This is a genomic window from Ruegeria sp. AL3 (genome assembly GCF_056536065.1).
In genome coordinates this window covers 191,882-212,715 of the sequence record NZ_JBQFJG010000001.1, presented here as the reverse complement: position 1 = coordinate 212,715, position 20,834 = coordinate 191,882, and the positions used below count along the sequence as shown (strand labels likewise).

Sequence of the window (20,834 nt, the reverse complement as noted above, 5' to 3'; positions counted from 1 at the left end):
GCCACTTTGCGCCCCCAATAGCAAAATCCCGACACCTGTCTTCACACAAGATGCCGGGATTTCAAACCTTCATTGAAATGTCACGAACCGGATCAGTTGCCAGCGCTTTCCATCTTGCGATGAGCGACAACCTCTTCCAGCCAGCCCAGATGCATTTCAGGCACCGAACTGAGCAGCAGGTCGGTATAATCGTCGAAGGGCGGGCTCAGCACCTGGCTCTTCGAGCCATAACGGGCCACGCGACCCTGATACATCACTGCGATGCTGTCGCTGATCGCGCGGACCGTCGCCAGATCATGGGTGATGAACAGATAGGCCACATCTTCGATCTTTTGCAGGTCCAGCAGCAGCTTGAGGATCCCGTCTGCCACCAGCGGATCCAGAGCCGAAGTGACCTCGTCACAGATGATCATCTTGGGCTTGGCTGCCAGTGACCGGGCGATACAGACACGCTGTTTCTGACCTCCGGACAGTTCCGCAGGATAGCGGTCGATGAACTTTTCGCCCAACTCGATCTCATCCAACAGCTCGATGATCCGCTTGCGCTTTTCAGCGCCACGCATGTTGAAATAGAATTCCAACGGGCGGCCGATGATGGTGCCGACGGTCTGACGTGGGTTCATTGCCACGTCTGCCATCTGATAGATCATCTGCAACTCGCGCAGATCCTCCCGAGAACGCCCCGCAAGGTCCGGCGACAGCGTGCGACCGGCAAAACGGATCTCGCCATCGCGCGGCGGCAACAGGCCGGTGATCACCCGGGCCAGCGTGGATTTGCCCGAACCGGATTCGCCCACGACCGCCAGCGTTTGCCCCGGATGAAGCTCGACATTGACGTTGTGCAGCACGTCGAAGTTCAGCCCCTTGTAGCGCGCGGTGATCCCGTCAACGGTAAGCAGCGGTTCCGGTGTGGGCTGCTTTTCTTCGTGCTCGATCGAACGCACCGAGACCAAAGCCTGAGTATATTCTTCCTGTGGGTTGTTGATGATCTGATCGGTGCTGCCGTATTCGACTGTATCACCCATCCGCAAAACCATGATATCGTCGCTGACCTGCGCAACCACGGCCAGGTCATGGGTGATGTACAAAGCGGCAACGCCGGTGTCGCGTATGGCATCCTTGATCGCCATAAGAACATCGATCTGGGTGGTAACATCCAGCGCCGTGGTCGGTTCGTCGAACACCACCAGATCGGGTTCAGGACACAGTGCCAATGCGGTCATACAACGCTGCAACTGACCGCCCGAAACCTGGTGCGGATAACGGTTGCCGATGTTGTCAGGGTCAGGCAAACCCAGCTTTGCGAACAGCTCGCGCGCGCGGGCCTCGGCCTCTTTGCGCGAAAACTTCTTGTGCTCGACAGCCGCTTCGACAACCTGATCCATGATCTTCTTGGCCGGGTTGAACGACGCGGCGGCAGATTGCGAGACATAGGCAACCTCGCCCCCGCGCAGATTCCGAATATCGCCATGCGATGATTTCAGGATGTCGCGCCCGTTGACCCAGACTTCGCCGCCGGTGATTTCAACGCCACCCCGGCCATAGGCCATCGAGGCAAGACCGATGGTGGATTTCCCAGCGCCGGATTCACCGATCAGACCCAATACCTTGCCGCGCTCGAGGTCAAAGCTGACCCCGTGCACGATTTCGATGTCATGGGGTTTCTCACCCGGTGGGTAAACGGTTGCACCGATCTTGAGGTCACGGACCTTGAGAAGGGAATCACTCATCCCCGACCTCCTTTCAGCGATGTAGTACGGTTCAGGATCCAGTCAGCCACAAGGTTGACCGAGATCGCGAGCGTCGCGATGGCCACCGCGGGGTACAGGGCCGCGCCAATGCCATACACGATGCCGTCCTTGTTTTCCTTCACGATGCCACCCCAGTCGGCCAGCGGCGGTTGAACGCCAAGACCCAAGAAAGACAGGGTAGAGATGAACAGCACCATGAAGATGAACCGCAGGCCGAACTCGGCCACCAGCGGTGACAATGCGTTCGGCAGGATTTCCCGGAAGATGATCCATGTCCGCCCCTCACCACGCAGTTTCGCGGCTTCGACATAATCCATCACGTTGATGTCCACGGCGACGGAGCGCGAAAGGCGATAAGGGCGTGTCGCATCCAGAAGGCCCATGACGAGGATCAGGATCGGGACAGTTACCGGAACGATGGCCAGAATGACCAGCGCAAGGATCAGGGTTGGGATCGACATGATCAGATCGACCGTCCGGCTAAGCGCCTGATCCGCCCAACCGCCCAGAACGGCGGCCAGAAGACCAAGCGATGTACCGGTCAAGAAGCTGAGCAATGTCGCGGCGGCGGCAATGAAGATCGTCGTGCGCCCGCCATAGATCATGCGGGTCAGCAGGTCGCGGCCGATATTGTCGGTGCCCAGCAGGTGTTCGGCGCTGGCCGGCTCCCATACATCGCCGACCACTTCTGCCATCCCGTAAGGCGCGATCAACGGGGCAGCAATGGCCACGAAGAAATAGGCGCCGGTGAATATGAGGCCAATCAGAGCCGAAAGAGGGATGTTTTTCATTTCGGATGCCTCAGTCTTGGGTTGGCGAGGATCGAGACGATATCCGCGACCATGTTCAGGCCGATGTAAACAGCCGCGAATACCACGCCGCAGGCCAGAACAACCGGCACGTCACGCTTGGTCACTGCGTCCACAAGGTACTGCCCCATGCCGGGATAGACGAACACGACTTCAACCACGACGACGCCAACAACGAGGTAGGCGAGGTTCAGCATGACAACGTTCACGATGGGTGAGATTGCGTTGGGAAAGGCATGCCGCGCGATGACCTGAAATGTGCTCAGGCCCTTGAGTTCGGCCGTTTCGATATAGGCTGATTGCATGAGGTTCAGAATTGCAGCGCGGGTCATCCGCATCATCTGCGCGAGGACCACCAGTGTCAGAACGAAGGCCGGCAGCGCAATCGCGTTCAGCTTTTGCCAGAACGACATCGAGTCGTTGATCATCGCAAGCGAGGAAAACCATCCCAGCTTGACCGAGATGTAGTAGATCACGACGTAGCCGATCAGGAACTCGGGGATGGAAACCGTTGTCAGCGTGACGGCGGAAATCAGTTTGTCGGGCCAGCGATTGCGGAACCGGACAGCCAGCAGACCCAGAAAGATCGCAAGCGGGACGGATACGATTGCCGCGACACAAGCCAGGAACAACGTGTTCCCGAGGCGTTTTCCGATGCTCTCGGCAATATCAAGCTTGTTGGTCAGCGATTGGCCAAGGTCGCCCTGAACGATGCCGCCCAACCATTCAAAATAACGGGTCAGGGCCGGGCGGTTCAGGCCCATTTCTTCGCGAAGGTTGGCCAAGGCCTCGGGGGTTGCGGACTGCCCCAGGACGGCTTGCGCGGCGTCTCCGGGAAGAGCTTCGGTCAGGCCAAAAATCAAGGCCGAAGCGCCGAACAGCAATAGAATTCCCAGCGCGAGGCGCTGGGAAACCAGTTTTATGATAGGATGCATTATCCGATGCCCGTATCAGACGAACCACATTTTGCGGGACATGTTGCCGTTCATCATTTCCTGTGTCGGGTCGCTTTCCCAACCATCCAGTTGGTTGCTGACACCTTCAACAAAATCGTTGAACATCGGGCAAATCAGACCGCCTTCATCACGGACCATGCGGCCCATCTGGCTATAGATGCCCTTGCGTTTCTCGACATCCAGTTCTGCACGAGCCGCGAACAGCAGGTCGTCAAATGCCTGAACTTTGAAACGTGTATCGTTCCAGTCAGCCGTCGACAGATACGCGGTCGAGTACATCTGGTCCTGCACCGGACGACCGCCCCAGTAAGAGGCGCAGAAGGGCTGCACATTCCAAACCTCGGACCAGTAGCCATCATTCGGCTCGCGCTTGATTTCCAGCGGAATTCCAGCCTGGGCGGCTGTCTGTTGGAACAGGGCTGCGGCATCCACCGCGCCCGGGAAGGCGCCGTCTGCAACACGAAGGACAATCGGCGAGCCGTCATGACCGGACTTCTTGTAGTGCTCGGCTGCTTTTTCCACGCTGAACTCGCGCTGTTCGATTGTCTCATCAAACAGTGGATAGGCTGCGTTAATCGGCATGTCGTTACCGATCGAGCCATAACCGCGCAGTACTTTGTCCACCAGATCCGCACGGTTGATGGCATACTTCAGGGCCGTGCGCAGTTCGTTGTTGTCGAACGGTGCGGTATCGCAGTGCATGATAAAGACATAGTGGCCGCGGCCAGCGGTCGAGTGCACGGTCAGATTGGGTGCGCGCCCCAGCAGGTCCGCGACCTTTGGTTCAACACGGTTGATGGCGTGGACCTGACCCGATTGCAATGCAGCGGTACGCGCAGTTGCGTCATTGATAACCACAACTTCAACACTGTCGAAGTTACCAAAATCAGAGTTCCAGTGGTTCTCGTATTTTGTGAACAAGTGGCGCACACCGGGTTCGTCCACTTCCACCTTGTACGGTCCGGTTCCGATACCTGCTCCGGGATTGTCCATGCCGCCATCGGGCTGAATGATCAGGTGGTAGTCGGCCATCAGATACGGAAGGTCAGCGTTTGGCTCGGACAGAGTGACCTGGAAATTGTCGCCATCGGCTTTCATTGACTCGATGCCCTTCATGATACCAAGGGCACCGGACTTGGAGTCTTCGTTCGAGTGGCGCTGCATTGTCTTCAGCACGTCCTCGCTGGTCATGGTTTTGCCGTTGTGGAATTCGACACCCTGACGCAGTTTGAAGGTCCAGACCTTGGCATCCGCGCTGCCTTCGACGCTTTCCGCCAGGCGCGGTTCGATGGACCCATCTGGTGCAACTTCTACAAGCTGGTCACCAAACTGCTTGCCGTTCTGGAACGGAACCGAGCTGGCATAGGTCGCCGGATCCAGCGAGTTGGTCGACTCACCGCCTTGCAGACCGAACTTCAGATCACCACCCTTTTTCGGGCCTGCTGCGCGTGCTGCGTCCGCGAACATCGTGCTGGCCACGGCAGCCGAAACGCCCAGGGCCGCGGCTTTCCCCATGAATTCGCGGCGAGTCATCTTCCCGGCTGTGACCTGACCGGCCATATGCGTTATTTGTTCATTCATTGAGTGCTCTCCCTATTGAGTGGTTCCAGCCCCTTTGGGGGCTTTTTGTTGACGCATGAGTCAACGTTGGCTTATTTCCGCGAACCGGGCAAGGTTATTTCTCTTAAATACCGAAGGCCAAAGCCATCGCTTTGTTGTCCGGTGTGCGGCAATTGCTGAGTGGGTGTTCAGGTACATTCTGCATTTTCGGGTAGTTTCCGGTCGATTGCGGGCCAAAGCGGCATGATAAGCGTCAAATCATCCACGTATCGCGACAACCAGGTCCATGACATTGGTGCCGGTTGGTCCGGTTGTCAGCAGGCCGTGCGCTTTTTCCAGGAATGATCCGCTGTCGGCTTTGTGAAGAGCGCGTTCGGCGCCATCACTCCAAGTCTTTCCTGTTATGATTCCACCCGCCGCATTTGTCGGGCCATCCGTGCCGTCGGTGCCGCCCACGATCACCGCGAGATCCGTCTGCCCCGCGATCTCTTTTGCCAAAGCAAGCGCAAGGGCTTGATTTCTGCCGCCACGTCCCGGGTGATCAGGCAAGACCACGGTCGGTTCTCCGCCAAAGATCATCACGCCCTTTTCCATTCCACGCAGCACGGGCCCAAGACGCGCCGCGACCTGCAAATAGTCGTCGTGCAGAGCCTCATCATTGATCAAGACCCTCAGCCCCATTGTTTCCGCTGCTTTGGCAGCGGCACTGCGGGCATGCGCGTTCGAAGCAACGATCCGGGTGCTGGCGGCAAAGGAATGATTGTCGGGCAATGCTCCGATTCCCGAACCGATGACGTTCAGATCGTCTCCGGGCACATCCGATATCGCCAGAACAGTGGCGCGGTCTCCGGCGAAATGGGACAGCAGGCCGCCGCCCTTGATGCGCGACAGCTTGCGCCGCTCGGCATTCATTGCGCGGATATCCAGCCCTTTGGACAGCAGTTCGCGGTTCAACGCCTCGAGATCCGCCAGCGATGTTCCGGGAAGCAGGTCTTCGGCCAGGGATGACGCGCCGCCCGAGACCAGCAGCAGAACATGTGATCCGGGCCCCATCTGATCCATGGCCAGGCGCAGCGCCCGCCCGCCCGCCACGCTGCGGTCGTCCGGAACGGGGTGTGATGCTTCGATCACCTCGACCCCAGGCGGCAGGTCGTGGCCATGCCCGTCTTTGGTGACCACAAGCGTGGGGATGGCGCCGAAATGTTCCAGCGCAGCCCGCGCCATGGCTGCGGCGGGTTTGCCCACGGCCAGAATAAGGTCTGGTTTCGGGACATCAGGCAAGGCGGCCAGGGTGGCCTTATACCCGCCGACGGCATCAACACCGGCCTGCCACAACCTGACAGCTTGCTTTTCAATATCCATCAATTCTCCACCCAGATCGTGACCGGCCCGTCATTTACAAGCTCAACCGCCATGTCCGCGCCGAACTGTCCGGTTTCCACCGCGATCCCCTGCGCGGCAAGGTGCTCTGCGAAGACCTTGTACAATTGCTCTCCCAACTCGGGCGGGGCCGCGTTTGAAAATCCGGGACGATTGCCGCTGGAGGTGTCCGCCGCCAGTGTGAACTGGCTTACCACCAAAGCAGAGCCTTCAACATCCAGAAGCGAGCGGTTCATCTTGCCGGCGTCATCCTTGAAAATCCGCAGTTTTGCGGCTTTCTCGGCCAATTTTTCTGCCTGTGCCTTGCTATCGCCCTGCATGGCGCAGACAAGAATCATGAGCCCGGGACCAGTTTTGCCGATGACGGTGCCTTCGACCGACACTTTGGCCTGTGTCACCCTTTGCAGCAATGCGCGCACTTGGTTCCTCCCCCGAAACGTTGAGCCTGCCTGAGCGACGGTTTAGCCGCGCCAGTCCACAAAGTCACCCAATGCCGCGCGTTCCGTACGGAAGCTGTTTGCAGGATGATCCATATCCGAATAGCCAAAGGAAATTGCGCACAGGATCAACCGGTCATCGGGGATCTGAAAATACTGATGCAAAAACGGGCTGTACGCCGCCAATGCCGCTTGCGGGATGGTCGCCACGCCCAAAGCCTGAGCGGCGAGCGCAAAAGCCGTGACAAAGCCGCCGCAATCCATTGCACCATAAGGTCCCAGCTCTGCCGGGCTTGAGATGATGGCACAATGTGGTGCGCCAAAAAGGGCGAAGTTCTGCATCATTTGCTGCGCCGATCCTTTACGGTCCCCCCGTTCTACGCCAACCGCGCGGTAGAGCGCCCAGCCGCACGTCCGGCGGCGGTCTTGATACACGCCGGAGTAGGAAACGGGAAAAGGAAGATCGGGGGCCGGCGTGCCGTTCCTGGCTTCGTTTGACATCGCGTCGCGGAACCTGTCGGTTTCGTCTCCGCTGGTGATGACCAATTGCCAAGGTTGCGCATTGCACCAGCTCGGCACCCGGGACGCGCTGGTCACGATCTGTTCGATGTCACCACGTGGCACCGGGTCAGGCCGAAAGGCGCGGCAGGAATGGCGCGCAGTCAGAAGCGTGTTCAGATCGGCCAGGGTCACGTCGTCTTCTCCTCCGGGGCAGCCGGCGGCAGGATGGGTGAGAAGCCGGGGATGTTCAAGGGGTTCCGCCGCACAGATTTTGGCTGCGGCCCCCGAAGGTCATTGCTGTCCGGTCGCCATGAGGTATCCGATGCCTGCCGCAACCAGCAGGCCAAGCACAACGGCGATCGTGACCTTGATTGCCGACCAGGGGCGTTCTCCCTGAACCCGGCCGGTCCGGCCGTTCACCACGAAACGATAGGTCTGACCGCGATACTTGTACGCCGCCAACCAGACCGGCAGCAGGATATGCTTGAACGTGACATCGCGCACATCGGTGTCCACTGCATGGATGCGTTGCCTGTCGCCCCCAATATCAAACCGCACGTCCCGCTCGATCACGCGGGCCATATAAGCGCGTGCCTCGGCATATCCATCTTTCAGCTCGACCGTATAGGCCTCGGCCCGAAAACCGGCGAGGTACTCTGGCTGGTAGGGTTCCAGAGCCGGGAGATCCCAAGGCTCCAGAGCATCCGTGTAAGCCTTGGGCAGGGACCTTGAGGCCAACACCAACACGTCGTCAAAAAACCGCGCCACCCGGCCGGACTTGGGCGTCCAGCGGACCTTGGGCACCTGTTGTTGCACCCGTTTGCCATCCCGCATGACGGTGCGGGTTTCATAGTAGACTATTCCGCGCTCTCCGCGATAGGCCGACTTCGTATCGGCGTCGAAGGTCCAGTACGGCACATAGATGCCCTGCATCCTGCGGCCCTTGCGGGCATAATCCTTCAACCCGTTCGGCGCGAACCACAGCCGCCCCAGCCAGTCGCTCATGGCTTTGTGGGCGGCGCGTTCGTCCAGCGCAAAAGGCAGAACGCCCTTCGGTTTGATATGCCGGTTCATCCCGGTGTCCGTCACGACCGGGGTGGCGCAGAACGGGCATTCCGAAGCATGGGTGTTGGGATCGAATTCAACCTGCGCTGCACAGTTCGGGCAGGACAGAACCCGCGTCTTTTCGATTTCGCTGTCGGGCAGGCGGTCGGCGATGGCAGCGTCGAAATCCAGCTCGCGCAGGCTGGCGCCGCCCCAGGGGCCGGCACCGATCGGTTCGGAATGGCCACAGTGATCGCAGATCAGCGTGCCGGATTTTGGATCGAACCGATAATCGGCGCCGCACTGGTCACACGGGAAACGATGTTCCGCGAAATCAGGCGATGGGGCAGGGGCATCCGTCATGCTACGCTCAGTCCTTGAGAGGGAAGTAGAGATAGTCCGCGCGGTCTTCCGCAGGCAGGACATGCGGCAGCATCGCGGCCTCACAGGCCCCGATCGTCTTGAAGTTTTTACGCCCCTCAGCCAATGTCAGGCCGTGATTGGCCGCCGAAGGCTCGCGCAGGTTCGTGTCATATTGGATGTCCTCGTCCTCCCAGAAACAGATCGGGCAGATCAGGTACTGTCCACGTTCCGAAAGGGTGACATAGTCGCAGCAGGGGCAGACGAAATGCGGTTCGGGCCGCGTTCTGCGCCTGCCCTTTTTCGAACGCTTTCCAAGGCCGGCCATGCGGTGCCCTCATGCGCCGGGCGGGGGCGGAGGCAGAATGGTGAACAGCTGCGCCAGTTCCTGCACCTCACCCGCCTTCTTCCAGCCGTCCTGACCGGGCGTCCACACGTAGGTGTCGCGCGTGATCTCGCCCTCACTGGCCATGCGGCCCATCTTGGCCTTCGAGAACGGGCCGCTGGTCTGTCCGTCCACCGCAATGTGCCAGACATGCTCGACGGGCGGCGGAGGCGGCGGGGCCACATGTGCGGCCGGTTGCGCGGCAGCGGGCGCGGGCGCGCCCCACGGGCCTGACGACTGACCCGCTGCCATGTTCGACATCTGGTTCGCCATCGCCATGCCCATTCCCATACCAAGGCCAGCGCCCATGCCGCCGCCTCCGCCCGGGGAACTGGCTGCCGCCGTCATCGCCTCGGCCGCGGAATACTGGGTGAACTTGCCCAGATCCCCCGCCAGACCCATCGAGGTGCGCTTGTCCAGCGCCGCCTCGACCGCCGGCGGCAACGAGATGTTCTCGATGTAGAATTCCGGCATCTCCAGCCCATAGCCGTCCAGTACGGGCGAGACCTCGGCCGCGATCAGCTTGCCCAGATCGGCGGTGTTTGCAGCCATGTCCAGAACCGGGATGCCCGAGCCCGCGATCACTCGGCTGAATTCCTGCACGATGATGTTGCGGATCTGAAAGCTAATCTCGTCCATGGTGAACTCACCGTCGGTGCCCACGATCTCGACCAGGAAACGGGCCGGGTCCTTCACCCGGATCGTGTAGGTGCCATAGGCGCGGATCCGGGTGGGGCCGAATTCGGGATCGCGCAGCATGATCGGGTTCTTGGTGCCCCATTTCAGGTCGTTGAACCGGGTCGTGTTGACGAAATAGATCTCGGACTTGAACGGCGACTGGAACCCGTGATCCCAATGTTGCAGCGTCGTCATGATCGGCATGTTGTTGGTTTCAAGCATGTAGAGGCCCGGCGTGAACACATCGGCCAGCTGGCCTTCATGCACGAATACGGCCGCCTGGCCCTCGCGCACGGTCAGCTTGGCGCCATACTTGATCTCGTGGCCCTCACGTTCGAACCGCCAGACCATCGTGTCACGGGTGTCGTCCACCCAATGAATGACATCAATAAATTCTCCGGTCAGAAAATCGAAAATTCCCATCTGGGTTCTCCTGTCATCGGGGTCAGAGCGGCTGCCCCATCAATTCATGTGCGATTATTCGTACAATGGGTCGCGCTTCATCGACGTCTATGCCGGGCTGCAACCGTGGGTCATACAACATCGTCAGCAGCTTTTCGTCGTGACTGGTCAGCAGGGCAAATTCGTCATCATCATTGAAAATCGAAGGCCGCGCTGCCGGGCTGTCATTGGACAGGCCAAGACCCTGAGCTATTTCTTCGTGAATGCAGCTTTGGCGGCCCAGATCCGTCAATTCGGCCCGGATAAGGGAAACGGCACGCACGTACCTGTGTGGTGAAGACGTCGTTGCCGATGCAATCACCAGGCAATCGAAATTGGCGCGTGGATTGGCCACCAGATTCAGCGAGTCCTGACTGATATTTGGGATCAGCTGTTTCAGGCGGGATACGATATAGGCGCTGTCGTCCTTGCCTGCAATAAAGACATGGAAATTGGCGTTGCGAGAGACGACGGAAACCGGATGATCCGTCAATCTGGCCAGTCGGGTGGCAAAGGACCGAACCTGATCCGCATCATGCTGCCGTGCAGAAGGAAGCACGGAGGGCCCGAACTCGGTCTGTATGCGGACAGAGCCGGACCACCGGCTGAGTTGCCCGTCGGTCTGACGCGAGCCAGCCGAGACGCTTTGCGTCGGATATTCGCTGTAGAACGCAATCGCTTCGAAATTCCGCGCCAGATCATCGGCATCATAGGGAGTGTCCGGACCGCCCCCATCGGTGCGTAAAAGCCCCCGCACCAGCAAATCCCGTTCAACCCGCTGATAAAAACGCGCCAGATCCTGACTTGCGGCCGACGGCGGCACATAGGCATTGGCTGCCACGGGTGCGGGTGTCGGGCGAGGTTGCGGAACAACAGATGACGTCAGGGTTTCATCGCAATTGGCCAGAGCCAAGAGCGACACCATCCCCAAGGTTCCTTTCAAGTAACCGAAGGCCCGCACGCCGATCCCGCCCTCAGCCGGGAACCGCCGTACCGGCATTGTCGCCGGTTCCGTCGCGGCGCGCTTTGGCGGCCGCCAAAGTGTCGCGCAGTTCCTTTTCCATCTTCTGCAACTCAGCCTCGGCTGCGGCGCGTTTGGCTTTGCCTTCGTCCGCAATGGCAAGGCTTTCGTTGATGGTGCCAATCAGGTCGGCATTGGCCTGCTTGACCGCTTCGATGTCGAACACGCCGCGCTCCATCTCTTGGCGGATCATCTTGTTCGATTCGCGCAGGTTGGCCGCATTCGAAGTCAAAAGCTCGTTCGTCAGGTCGTTCGCATCCCGCACCGCGGCGGCGGCTTCGGCGCTGCGTTGTATCGTAACCGCCTGGGCCAGCTGCGTTTCCCACAGCGGTACCGTGTTTACCAGCGTCGAGTTGATCTTGGTGACCAGCGATTTGTCGTTTTCCTGAACCAAACGGATCGACGGCAGCGACTGCATCGTGACCTGTCGTGTCAGTTTCAGGTCATGAACCCGGCGTTCTAGGTCGTCACGCGCCGCACGGATGTCACGCAGTTCCTGTGCCTTCATCACTTGCTGGTCTTCCGGAGCGGCCTGAACTTCGGCTTCCTTTTCAGGGATGTCGTGGCTGTCCAGCTCGGTCAGCTTCTCTTCGCCCGCAGCGATGTACAGCGCCAGTTCGTCATAAAAGCCCAAGGTCTTCTCATACAGCAGATCCAGAGATTTGATATCCTTGAGCAGCGTATGCTCATGTCCCAGAAGATCGTCGGTAATGCGATCGATCTGGCCCTGAACCTCTTCGTACTGGGCGGTAAATTTGGCAAAAGGCGCAGCCCTGCCCAACAGTTTCTCCCACCAGCTGCGCTCGCGCCGCACGTCAAGTTCACTGACCGAGAAACCGCGGATCGTGGTCACGATATTGCGCAGGCTGTCACCGGCCGGGCCGACATCCTTGTTGCGCACATCCGCAAGCATGGCCTGGCTGATCTCCTGCAACTCGGCCTGCGCGGACGAGCCGAACGCGACAATCGAATTGGTGTTGCCCATGTCGATTTCATCCATCCGCTTGCGGATTTCGGCGCTGACGGGTTCGTCGGCTTCCTCCAACGACACGACCTCGGCCTGCGGTTCGGGCAGGGCAACTGCGGTGACTTCCTGTACCAGTGTTTCGGCCTGAACTGCCTTGTTCTTGATCTCATCGGACATGGGTATGTTCCTCGCTTAAATAATGGCCGGTCAGTCCAGCCGGACGCCTTCGCGCTGCAGTCTTTCACGCAACACGTCAATTTCGACCGTCAGATCACTGCGGTCATCCAAAAGCATTTTCCGCGTTCGCGCGGCGAAATTCTGTTCCAGATCGTCCAGCAAAGCAGAGTAATCCGCAAGCGCCTGCGCATCGCGGGTTCGGGCGTAGACATCAGCAAACTTAACGGTCGCGTCGCGTGCGCCCTGCAAGTACACGGTCAGGTACTTTCTAGCACCGGCCAGATCTCGCGGGTCTTCCTCGACCGTGCGAAACAAATCCCGCGCGGTGTTCTGAAACCGTTCGACGCGGGCTTCGACCCTGCGGTCACCAGCGCGTTTTATGGCATTCGTCATTTCCGACAGATGTTTCTCGGCATCATCGACCACGCGGGCCACGCGGTCCTGCTGAAAAGTGTCGACCCCTTCCATGCCCTTGTTCTTCATCGGATCAAGCCCGAATGAGACAGAATGCAGAACGGTCGCTGCAACACCAAACAGCACGGGGGCCAACAAACTGACCTGCACTGCCGCTTCAGCGTCCAGAAACTCGGACCTGTAAGACGCAAGGCCAGCGCCAAGGCCGGTGAGAACACTGGCAAATATCTTCCGCGGAAAAGCAGGACGTCGGGCGGTTTTGCGGGCATTGTACGCGGCCTCAGCTCTCAGACCTTCTCGCAGCAAAAATGCGGCCGCCGTCAGAAAACCAGCGGCGACCAGCCCCAGTGTCATGCCAATCGCGCCGTCGTTTAGGGACAGAAACACCAATGGAATGGCGGGTAGAAACAGAATATTCGCACGTGCGCCAGCGGGCTCGACCCGTGCGCCGTCAAACTGCCCCCTCGGCAGTGGGGTGTTTTCCGATTCATCCCCCTGTGGGCTGTATTTGCCGCCGAACCGCTTTGCCATGGCTTACAGACCTCCGAGCAAACCAGTGCAGACGCCAAACAACAGCACCAACAGCACAGCGTAGGCCAGTTTTTGCACTCCGCTTCCGGACATCACGCCCCCCAAATAGCAGCTTTCACTGAAAATTTAGGGTATGCGCGGGCTTAGCGCTAGGGGGAAGGTTGCCGAACCCACATCACTTACGGGGATTCTTGCCGATCAGAGGCCGTTTTCTTTTGGGCCGTGACGGGCGTTTGGGCGCGTTGCCGGGTTTGTCTTCGGCGTCCAGACCCAGCTGGTCCCGCATGACCCGGCGACGGACTTCTTCGACCTCGCCCTGTTTCAGCGTCCCAAGCTGGAAGGGGCCGTAGGACACGCGCAACAGACGATTCACGGTAAAGCCGATATCTTCCATCGCGCGGCGGATTTCGCGGTTCTTGCCTTCGCGCAAGCCGATCGTCAGCCATGCATTTGCGCCCTGCTGGCGATCCAGTGTGACGGTCATTGGCTGGAACCGTTCTCCCTCGATCACCAGCCCCTTGCGCAGCGGTTCGAAATCCTCGTCCTTCGGGCGACCGTTCACCCGCACGCGGTACTTCCGCAACCACCCGGTCGAGGGCAGTTCCAGCTTGCGCTTGATGCCGCCATCGTTGGTCAACAGCAGCAATCCTTCGGAATTCAGGTCCAACCGACCAACGCTCATCACTCGTGGCATGTCGTCAGGCAGCTTGTCGAATATTGTATCTCGTCCTTTTTCGTCGCGGGTCGTCGTCACCAACCCGGCGGGCTTGTGATACAGCCACAGACGCGACGGTTCCGGTTCCGAGACCGGCTTGCCGTCGACTGCGATCTTGTCTTTCGCGGTCACGTTCAGGGCGGGGCTGTCGATGGTCTTGCCATTCACTGCCACGCGGCCTGCTTCTATCATGCGTTCAGCCTCGCGCCGGGATGCTACGCCAGCGCGGGCCAGGACTTTGGCGATCCGATCGCCGGGGGGTGGGGTCTTGTTCATGTCAGGGCCATACCGCATCCCGGGCGCTTGCGAAAGGCGGGTTTCTGCGGCAGTCAGGGGGCATGGTGTTCAAATCGCATATGCAACAGGCCCTGGCCGAGGCGCGCGCAGCCGCTGACCGCGGCGAGGTGCCCGTGGGGGCCGTTGTCGTCGGACCGGACGGAACGGTCGTGGCCGCGGCCGGGAACCGGACGCGCGAATTGAATGACCCCACGGCCCATGCGGAAATCATGGCCTTGCGTGTCGCCTGTGCGCAGGCGGGCTCTGAACGGCTGCCGGATCATGATCTCTACGTCACGTTGGAGCCTTGCGCGATGTGCGCCGCGGCCTTGGCGGCCACGCGCATCCGGCGGATCTATTACGGTGCGGCAGACCCCAAATCCGGGGGCGTGGCGCATGGCGCGCGCGTGTTTTCGCATGCACAGGCGCATCACGTGCCCGAAGTCTATGACGGAATTGCAGGCGAAGAGGCTGCCGCGCTTTTGAAGGCCTTCTTCGAAGCGCGCCGCCAGGACAAGCCGGGCTGACGCGCTGCGCTGTCGTCAGACGGTGATGGCTTTCATGACCTCAGGTTCGATCACGTCGACCCCGGGCAACCCGTCGATCAATGCCTGTGCGGATTGTTCCAGAATGGGGAACGTCTGGTAGTGACATGGGATGACCGTCTTGAAGTCAAAGTACCGTTTCGCGGCATAAGCGGTGGCTTTCATATCCATGGTGAAATGCCCGCCGGCGGAAAGGATTCCGATATCGGGCTTGTAGTAATCCCCCATCCATTCCATGTCGGCCATGATGTCGGTATCGCCCGAGACGTAGAGCATACGCCCCTCGGCCGCGATCATGAAGCCGACCTCACTGCCTCCAGTGCGCAGACCGTCCGGTGTTGAAAAAGTCGAGCTGTGAGAGGCCGGTACCATTGTCACCATGACGCCGTTCAGGTCGACGGTGCCGCCTTTGTTGAAACCGATGGTCTCAATGCCTTCCGCTTCGCTCCAGTATCCCATCAGGTCATACTGTCCGACAACGGGGATTTTCAGGTGCTTTGCCAGAGGAAGTACATCGGCCACGTGGTCAAAATGCGTATGGGTCAAAAGAATGTGGGTCGCCCCTTCCAGCACGGCATCATGCCGATCTTCGGGCAAGACCGGGTTGCCGGTCAGCCACGGGTCGATCAACAGAACCTGCCCCTGAGTTTCTATGCGAAAACTGCCATGGCCCAGCCAGATAATGTTCATTCCGGAATTCCTCTCAAGTCTTGTCTTGGCTCCAGCCTAGCATTGGCTATGTAAATTTCCATGGACTGGATTCGAGAAATTGATGGCTATTGCGAACGCGTGTCGCCGGAGTATTGGGCCGAGCCGATCAACGCGATCACAAATGCGGCTTTTCTGATTTCCGCATGGGTCATTTGGCAGCGCGTGCGCGATCAGGACATGCCGCTGGCCAAAGGTCTGGTCGTGATTTTGGCCATGATCGGGGTTGGAAGCTATCTGTTTCACACCCATGCCCGAGTTTGGGCGGCATTGGCGGATGTGGCGCCGATCCTGCTGTTCATATTGGTCTATATATTTGCGGTGAACCGGAACATCTGTCGCATGTCGTCCGGAATGGCGATCTGCGGTACGCTTCTGTTTCTTCCCTTTGCGGCACTTGTTGCGCCTTTGTTCCAGCTTGTGCCGGGGTTTGGCGGGTCGGCGGTTTACGCGCCGGTTCCTTTGTTGATCCTGATCTATGCGTTCCTGCTGCGGGGCCAAGACATGATCCTGGCCAAAGGGATGACAGTCGGGGCCTTGATCCTGATTCTGTCGATCACGTTCCGGGCGCTGGATTTGCCATTTTGCGGGCAATGGCCGGTGGGGACGCATTTCATGTGGCATATCCTGAATGCCATCATGCTGGGATGGATGATCGAGGTGTATCGCGCAGCTCTTGTCAGGGGCCGTTTTAGCAAAGGCCCGGCGCCTTGAGGCGCGGAAGGATCGCGTGTGTCTTCCGAGCCTCATGGCAAGAAGCCAACGGAACCGCCCCGGTCCGATTCTAGTTCTGAAAGGCTGCGGCCAGATGGTCGGGCAGATCAAATTCGCTCAACACCCGAGCGCGGCCTTCGGGCGACATCTTGCGGGCCGTTTTTTCAACGATGCTCTGGATTTTCTCGGCCGAGTGTTTTGCGGCAAAGGGCTGGAAATACCATTTCAGAAACACAAAGCAGATCACGTCTTCCAACGCCTGCACTTCCGCGTCGCGCTTGATGCCTTGTTTGCGCAACATGCGCCCTGCGGCCTCGATCTGTTCTGAATCGTAACCTTCGCGGGCCATCAACCCCATGACCACGTCGGAATGGTGTTCGCCCTGCGCCTTGCGCCATGACAGATATCCAACCCGGCCTTCGGGGTATTCACTGCGGGCAAGTTTCCAACGTTCCACATGCTGCCCGCGCGCGGCGATTTGAAGGGCGTCGGAAGCATCCGGAAACAGGCGGCCCAGCTCGGCACTCATGCGTTCGCCATACAACAGTGCCGCGGGGCGGCCCTCGTCTTGGTTGGGGTCATTTGCATTGGCTGCGTCGATTGCGTCCAGAACCGCTTGTTTTTGCGCGCTCATCATCTGCTCCACTGGCTTGCCTGAACTACGAAACCTCGGCGCAGTTCTGTTCTGTATTCGACGTCATGCTAGCGGCTTGCTCAGGGATGTGCATCCTCGAAAATGCAAAACAGCCGGGTCAGAGAGGGGATATCTGACCCGGCTTGGACCTGCGCGTTACTTGGCAGGTTTAACCTGATCCTGCGTGACCGGTTCCGCGATAGGGGACGGGAAGGTCAACGTGCGTGTCAGGTTGCTTGTGTCGATACCCAAAGCCATGGCCGGTGCGGCCAAAATCGTGGCGGACAAGACTGCGGCTGTTATCAGGGGTTTCATGTTTTTCTCCGGTTTGCGTTATGTCGCATAAATAAAATGAACAGTACAGTACAGTTTTCAAGATCAATAATGAACTATTCGGTTTACTTTTTTGCATGCCAGTCATTCAGTTTTGAATAGCCTCATAAGAGGGGGGATTCCAAACTCGGACCTGCCCAAGGCACCCCGGTCTTGCGACTGCCGCTGCAGACGGGTAAACGCCCCCTAACGTAGATGAGGGAAGCCGATGTCGATTGACCAAAGCACCGCCGCCAAAGTGGCCAAACTGGCCCGGATCAAGGTCGAGGATGACGCGCTGCCGGCGCTGGCATCCGAGTTCAACACCATCCTTGGGTTCATCGAACAGCTGAACGAAGTGGATGTGGAAGGTGTCGAGCCGATGGTTTCGGTCACACCCATGCGCCTCAAGCGTCGTCAGGACGAAGTCACCGATGGCAATCAGCAGGACAAGATTCTGGCCAACGCCCCCGACGCCCGCGAAGGGTTCTTCGCAGTCCCCAAAGTGGTGGAGTAAGACATGAGCGATCTGAACAAATTGGGCCTGGCCGAGGCCCGCGACGCGTTGCGAGCCGGCGACGTCACCTCTGTTGAGCTGACAGAAGCCTGCTTGAAAGCCATTGATGAAGCAGATGCGCTGAACGCATTCGTCCACAAGACGCCCGAGATCGCGATGGAGCGCGCCAAGGCTGCGGATGAACGGATCAAGGGCGGGGACGCTCCGTCAATGTGTGGCCTGCCGATCGGCATCAAGGACCTGTTCTGCACCAAGGGCGTGCCGTCACAAGCCGCGTCGGGCATTCTTGAAGGCTTCAAGCCGGAATACGAATCCACCGTGTCACAGCAACTGGCCGACGCAGGCGCAGTCATGCTGGGCAAGCTGAACATGGACGAATTCGCCATGGGCTCGTCCAACGAAACATCGGTCTATGGCAACGCGGTCAGCCCGTGGCGTCGTGGCAACGATGATGCGCAGCTGACACCGGGCGGTTCGTCGGGCGGGTCCGCGGCCGCTGTGGCCGCCGACCTGTGCCTTGCGGCAACGGGCACTGATACCGGCGGTTCCATCCGCCAGCCCGCGGCTTTTGTCGGGATCACCGGCATCAAGCCGACCTATGGCCGATGCTCGCGCTGGGGCATTGTGGCGTTTGCGTCCTCGCTGGATCAGGCCGGTCCGATGACCAAGAACGTCCGCGACGCCGCGATCATGCTGGAAACCATGTGCGGCCATGACGCCAAGGATTCGACCAGTGCGGACCTGGCCGTCCCGAATTTCGAAGCGATGTTGACTGGCGACATCAAGGGCAAGAAGATCGGTATCCCCAAGGAATACCGCATGGACGGAATGCCCACCGAGATCGAAAAGCTCTGGGCCGATGGTGCCGCGATGCTGAAGGATGCGGGGGCCGAGATTGTCGATATCTCGCTGCCGCACACCAAGTATGCGCTGCCTGCCTACTATGTGATCGCCCCGGCCGAGGCGTCTTCGAACCTCGCCCGCTATGACGGTGTCCGCTATGGGCATCGTGCACAGATGGCGCAGGGTGATGGCATCACCGAGATGTACGAAAAAACCCGCGCCGAGGGCTTTGGCCACGAAGTGCAGCGCCGGGTCATGGTTGGCACCTATGTTCTGTCGGCTGGTTTCTATGACGCCTATTACAACCGTGCCCGCAAGGTGCGCACGCTGATCAAGAAAGACTTCGAAGACGTGTTCGCGGCCGGTGTCGACGCCATCCTGACCCCGGCAACCCCATCGGCGGCCTTCGGTCTGGGCGAAATGACCGAAGCAGATCCTGTTCAAATGTATTTGAACGATGTCTTCACCGTGACCGTGAACCTGGCCGGACTGCCCGGTGTCTCGGTCCCCGCAGGGCTGGACACACAAGGTCTTCCGCTGGGATTGCAGCTGATCGGACGTCCCTGGGAAGAAGGCGACCTGCTCAATACCGCCTATGCGCTGGAAAACGCGGCCGGTTTTGTGGCCAAGCCCGGGAAATGGTGGTAAGCCTCGGGCAACTGAAGCACTAGACACGGAGCCAAACTATGCGCGTTTTGCTTTTGGTCCCCGCTCTTGCACTGGCAGCGGCGTGCACGGATGTCGCACCGCTGACCAGCACGGGTTTCAACACGCCTGAATACCAGGCGCAGCGCGAGGCTCAATTGGCAGGTCAGGGTGCGGCCGGCAACCCTCTGCTGGCCCCGGTCGAAGTTTCACAACAACCGCTGGGCGCCCCTGGTACGGCGCCTGTTGCCACGGGTGAAAACGCGGATATCGCCAACCAGACCGCGGCGGCATTGGCCAGCACATCTGGCCAAAACCCAGCCGCGGTTACGGCGGTTCCCGTGGCGAAAACTGGCGCGATTTCGGATGAACAGGACTTTGCCGCCGTGTCCGAACGCCGCAGCATCGAATCCGACGCCGCCCGGATCGAGCAGAACCGCCAGACGTATGAACTCGTGGCCCCGACGGCAGTGCCCGAGCGCACGGCGAGCGGCCAGACAAACATTGTGCAATATGCGCTGAGCACGTCCAATCCGGTAGGTGTGCAACTCTACAGCCGCTCGGGCTTCAACCTTCAGGCCAAGGCTCAGAGGAACTGCGCGCAATTCCCATCCCCTGATCAGGCTCAGATCGAGTTTCTGTCCAATGGCGGCCCCCAGCGCGACCGCAAAGGTCTGGACCCGGATGGGGATGGTTATGCGTGTGGCTGGGACCCGAGCCCGTTCCGCAGTGCCGTCAGCAACTGACCCCCTGAACCCGATCTGGCATCCGTCACCCAATTTTGGTGAACGCCGAGATGGTCTGACACCATCCTTGATCGTGATCCATTACACGGCGATGGACAGCGCGCAGGCGGCTCTGGATCGTCTGTGCGACCCAAAGGCCGAGGTCTCGGCCCATTACCTGATCGGCAATGATGGCACGCTGTGGCAGATGGTACGCGAAGAAGACCGGGCCTGGCACGCGGGTGCCGGAGAATGGCACGGTCGGGCCGACATCAACTCTCGTTCCATAGGCATCGAGCTGGACAACGCCGGCAAGCATCCGTTCCCTGAACCCCAGATGCACCGGCTGGAACAGCTGTTGCGCCAGATAATGCACCGTTGGGCCATCTTGCCAAACGGTGTTATCGGCCATTCGGACATGGCGCCCGGGCGCAAATTTGACCCCGGTCCGCGATTTGACTGGTTGCGACTCGAGCGCAACCTGCTGGCCGCGCCCCGCGGATATGCCGCTGGTCCGCTAACTGCATCAAAGGGCCAGTTCCGAAGCCTGGCTCGGGCCGCTGGTTTCAGCGCTGATGCAGACGATGATATGCTGTTGCATGCCGTCCGCCTTCGATACCGCCCATGGGGCAGGGGGCCTTTGCAGCAAGCCGACCTTGCACCGTTGATCCCGCACACCTGATCCGCCCTTCATCTGGCTGATAATATCCCGGGGTTGAATTGGCCGCAGGCCAAGAAGGGGCTGGCCCCTTCTCTGAACCATCCACCCTTGACGCCGCCGACCGCAG

At 59.6% G+C, this 20,834-nt stretch carries 23 protein-coding genes; 6 read left to right on the top strand and 17 right to left on the bottom strand.

The genetic code is table 11. The features are described 5' to 3' along the window. Window positions 1–92: 92 nt before the first annotated feature. The 14 genes from ACR3E6_RS01070 to ACR3E6_RS01005 form a co-directional block, all read right to left on the bottom strand. Window positions 93–1,730 carry an ABC transporter ATP-binding protein gene (locus ACR3E6_RS01070; RefSeq protein WP_171630785.1) on the bottom strand — a complete coding sequence of 546 codons (1,638 nt, stop codon included), beginning with the start codon at window positions 1,728–1,730 and terminating at the stop codon, window positions 93–95. Continuing rightward, the gene (locus ACR3E6_RS01065) at window positions 1,727–2,542 is read right to left on the bottom strand and encodes an ABC transporter permease (RefSeq protein ID WP_171630787.1); all 816 of its coding nucleotides are present in this window, start codon (window positions 2,540–2,542) and stop codon (window positions 1,727–1,729) included. Before ACR3E6_RS01065 ends, ACR3E6_RS01070 begins: the two co-directional genes overlap by 4 nt. Continuing rightward, window positions 2,539–3,495, bottom strand: a complete 957-nt coding sequence (locus tag ACR3E6_RS01060; protein ID WP_152458791.1) for an ABC transporter permease — start codon at window positions 3,493–3,495, stop codon at window positions 2,539–2,541. Before ACR3E6_RS01060 ends, ACR3E6_RS01065 begins: the two co-directional genes overlap by 4 nt. A gap of 15 nt (window positions 3,496–3,510) precedes the next feature. After that, complete coding sequence (locus ACR3E6_RS01055; protein WP_171167064.1) at window positions 3,511–5,097, bottom strand: ABC transporter substrate-binding protein; 1,587 nt, start codon at window positions 5,095–5,097, stop codon at window positions 3,511–3,513. Between the two features lie 237 nt (window positions 5,098–5,334). Then, complete coding sequence (locus ACR3E6_RS01050) at window positions 5,335–6,438, bottom strand: glycerate kinase type-2 family protein (protein ID WP_480485376.1); 1,104 nt, start codon at window positions 6,436–6,438, stop codon at window positions 5,335–5,337. Beyond that, window positions 6,438–6,875 (bottom strand): D-aminoacyl-tRNA deacylase, encoded by a 438-nt coding sequence (gene dtd, locus ACR3E6_RS01045; protein WP_209832422.1) that lies wholly within the window; start codon window positions 6,873–6,875, stop codon window positions 6,438–6,440. Before dtd ends, ACR3E6_RS01050 begins: the two co-directional genes overlap by 1 nt. 42 nt (window positions 6,876–6,917) lie before the next feature. Beyond that, window positions 6,918–7,586, bottom strand: coding sequence for a nitroreductase (locus ACR3E6_RS01040; RefSeq protein ID WP_171630793.1), 669 nt, complete (start codon window positions 7,584–7,586; stop codon window positions 6,918–6,920). Between the two features lie 99 nt (window positions 7,587–7,685). Further along, window positions 7,686–8,801 (bottom strand): TFIIB-type zinc finger domain-containing protein, encoded by a 1,116-nt coding sequence (locus ACR3E6_RS01035; RefSeq protein ID WP_480485374.1) that lies wholly within the window; start codon window positions 8,799–8,801, stop codon window positions 7,686–7,688. Window positions 8,802–8,808: 7 nt separating this feature from the next. After that, window positions 8,809–9,126, bottom strand: a complete 318-nt coding sequence (locus tag ACR3E6_RS01030; RefSeq protein ID WP_171722854.1) for a CPCC family cysteine-rich protein — start codon at window positions 9,124–9,126, stop codon at window positions 8,809–8,811. A 9-nt stretch (window positions 9,127–9,135) separates the two neighbouring features. Beyond that, window positions 9,136–10,284 carry an SPFH domain-containing protein gene (locus tag ACR3E6_RS01025; RefSeq protein WP_209832428.1) on the bottom strand — a complete coding sequence of 383 codons (1,149 nt, stop codon included), beginning with the start codon at window positions 10,282–10,284 and terminating at the stop codon, window positions 9,136–9,138. A 22-nt stretch (window positions 10,285–10,306) separates the two neighbouring features. Then, window positions 10,307–11,227, bottom strand: coding sequence for a DUF2927 domain-containing protein (locus tag ACR3E6_RS01020; RefSeq protein WP_480485372.1), 921 nt, complete (start codon window positions 11,225–11,227; stop codon window positions 10,307–10,309). Between the two features lie 49 nt (window positions 11,228–11,276). Then, entirely contained in the window at window positions 11,277–12,467 is a 1,191-nt protein-coding gene (locus tag ACR3E6_RS01015; protein ID WP_171630802.1) for a toxic anion resistance protein, read from the bottom strand. A 30-nt stretch (window positions 12,468–12,497) separates the two neighbouring features. Continuing rightward, entirely contained in the window at window positions 12,498–13,412 is a 915-nt protein-coding gene (locus ACR3E6_RS01010) for a 5-bromo-4-chloroindolyl phosphate hydrolysis family protein (protein ID WP_480485370.1), read from the bottom strand. Window positions 13,413–13,587: 175 nt separating this feature from the next. Beyond that, on the bottom strand, window positions 13,588–14,403 hold the full coding sequence (locus ACR3E6_RS01005) for a pseudouridine synthase (protein WP_171630806.1): 816 nt from the start codon (window positions 14,401–14,403) through the stop codon (window positions 13,588–13,590). A gap of 62 nt (window positions 14,404–14,465) precedes the next feature. On the opposite strand from ACR3E6_RS01005, the gene ACR3E6_RS01000 reads away from it, so the two are divergent. Then, the gene (locus tag ACR3E6_RS01000) at window positions 14,466–14,930 is read left to right on the top strand and encodes a nucleoside deaminase (protein WP_171722858.1); all 465 of its coding nucleotides are present in this window, start codon (window positions 14,466–14,468) and stop codon (window positions 14,928–14,930) included. A gap of 15 nt (window positions 14,931–14,945) precedes the next feature. Here the strand turns inward: ACR3E6_RS01000 and ACR3E6_RS00995 are convergent, their stop codons facing one another. Continuing rightward, window positions 14,946–15,638: a metal-dependent hydrolase gene (locus ACR3E6_RS00995; protein ID WP_171630810.1), complete on the bottom strand. Its 693-nt coding sequence runs from the start codon at window positions 15,636–15,638 to the stop codon at window positions 14,946–14,948. A 60-nt stretch (window positions 15,639–15,698) separates the two neighbouring features. Here ACR3E6_RS00995 and ACR3E6_RS00990 point away from each other — a divergent pair, with 60 nt between their 5' ends. Then, on the top strand, window positions 15,699–16,370 hold the full coding sequence (locus ACR3E6_RS00990; RefSeq protein ID WP_480485368.1) for a ceramidase domain-containing protein: 672 nt from the start codon (window positions 15,699–15,701) through the stop codon (window positions 16,368–16,370). Window positions 16,371–16,440: 70 nt separating this feature from the next. Here ACR3E6_RS00990 and ACR3E6_RS00985 read toward each other — a convergent pair whose 3' ends face one another. Both ACR3E6_RS00985 and ACR3E6_RS00980 read right to left on the bottom strand, forming a co-directional pair. After that, a complete protein-coding gene (locus ACR3E6_RS00985) occupies window positions 16,441–17,004 on the bottom strand; it encodes a DUF4202 domain-containing protein (protein WP_171630815.1) in 564 nt (187 codons plus the stop codon). A 156-nt stretch (window positions 17,005–17,160) separates the two neighbouring features. Further along, window positions 17,161–17,319: a hypothetical protein gene (locus ACR3E6_RS00980; RefSeq protein WP_170343617.1), complete on the bottom strand. Its 159-nt coding sequence runs from the start codon at window positions 17,317–17,319 to the stop codon at window positions 17,161–17,163. A 226-nt stretch (window positions 17,320–17,545) separates the two neighbouring features. Here ACR3E6_RS00980 and gatC point away from each other — a divergent pair, with 226 nt between their 5' ends. From gatC to ACR3E6_RS00960, 4 genes are read left to right on the top strand one after another with little or no spacing between them, the layout of a single operon-like run. Then, entirely contained in the window at window positions 17,546–17,833 is a 288-nt protein-coding gene (gatC, locus tag ACR3E6_RS00975; RefSeq protein ID WP_117868236.1) for an Asp-tRNA(Asn)/Glu-tRNA(Gln) amidotransferase subunit GatC, read from the top strand. Window positions 17,834–17,836: 3 nt separating this feature from the next. Then, window positions 17,837–19,324, top strand: a complete 1,488-nt coding sequence (gatA, locus tag ACR3E6_RS00970; RefSeq protein ID WP_171630817.1) for an Asp-tRNA(Asn)/Glu-tRNA(Gln) amidotransferase subunit GatA — start codon at window positions 17,837–17,839, stop codon at window positions 19,322–19,324. 38 nt (window positions 19,325–19,362) lie between these two features. Continuing rightward, the gene (locus ACR3E6_RS00965; RefSeq protein ID WP_480485365.1) at window positions 19,363–20,067 is read left to right on the top strand and encodes a hypothetical protein; all 705 of its coding nucleotides are present in this window, start codon (window positions 19,363–19,365) and stop codon (window positions 20,065–20,067) included. After that, window positions 20,018–20,728: an N-acetylmuramoyl-L-alanine amidase gene (locus ACR3E6_RS00960; RefSeq protein WP_480485363.1), complete on the top strand. Its 711-nt coding sequence runs from the start codon at window positions 20,018–20,020 to the stop codon at window positions 20,726–20,728. The genes ACR3E6_RS00965 and ACR3E6_RS00960 overlap by 50 nt, the downstream gene beginning before the upstream one ends. Window positions 20,729–20,834 lie beyond the last annotated feature (106 nt).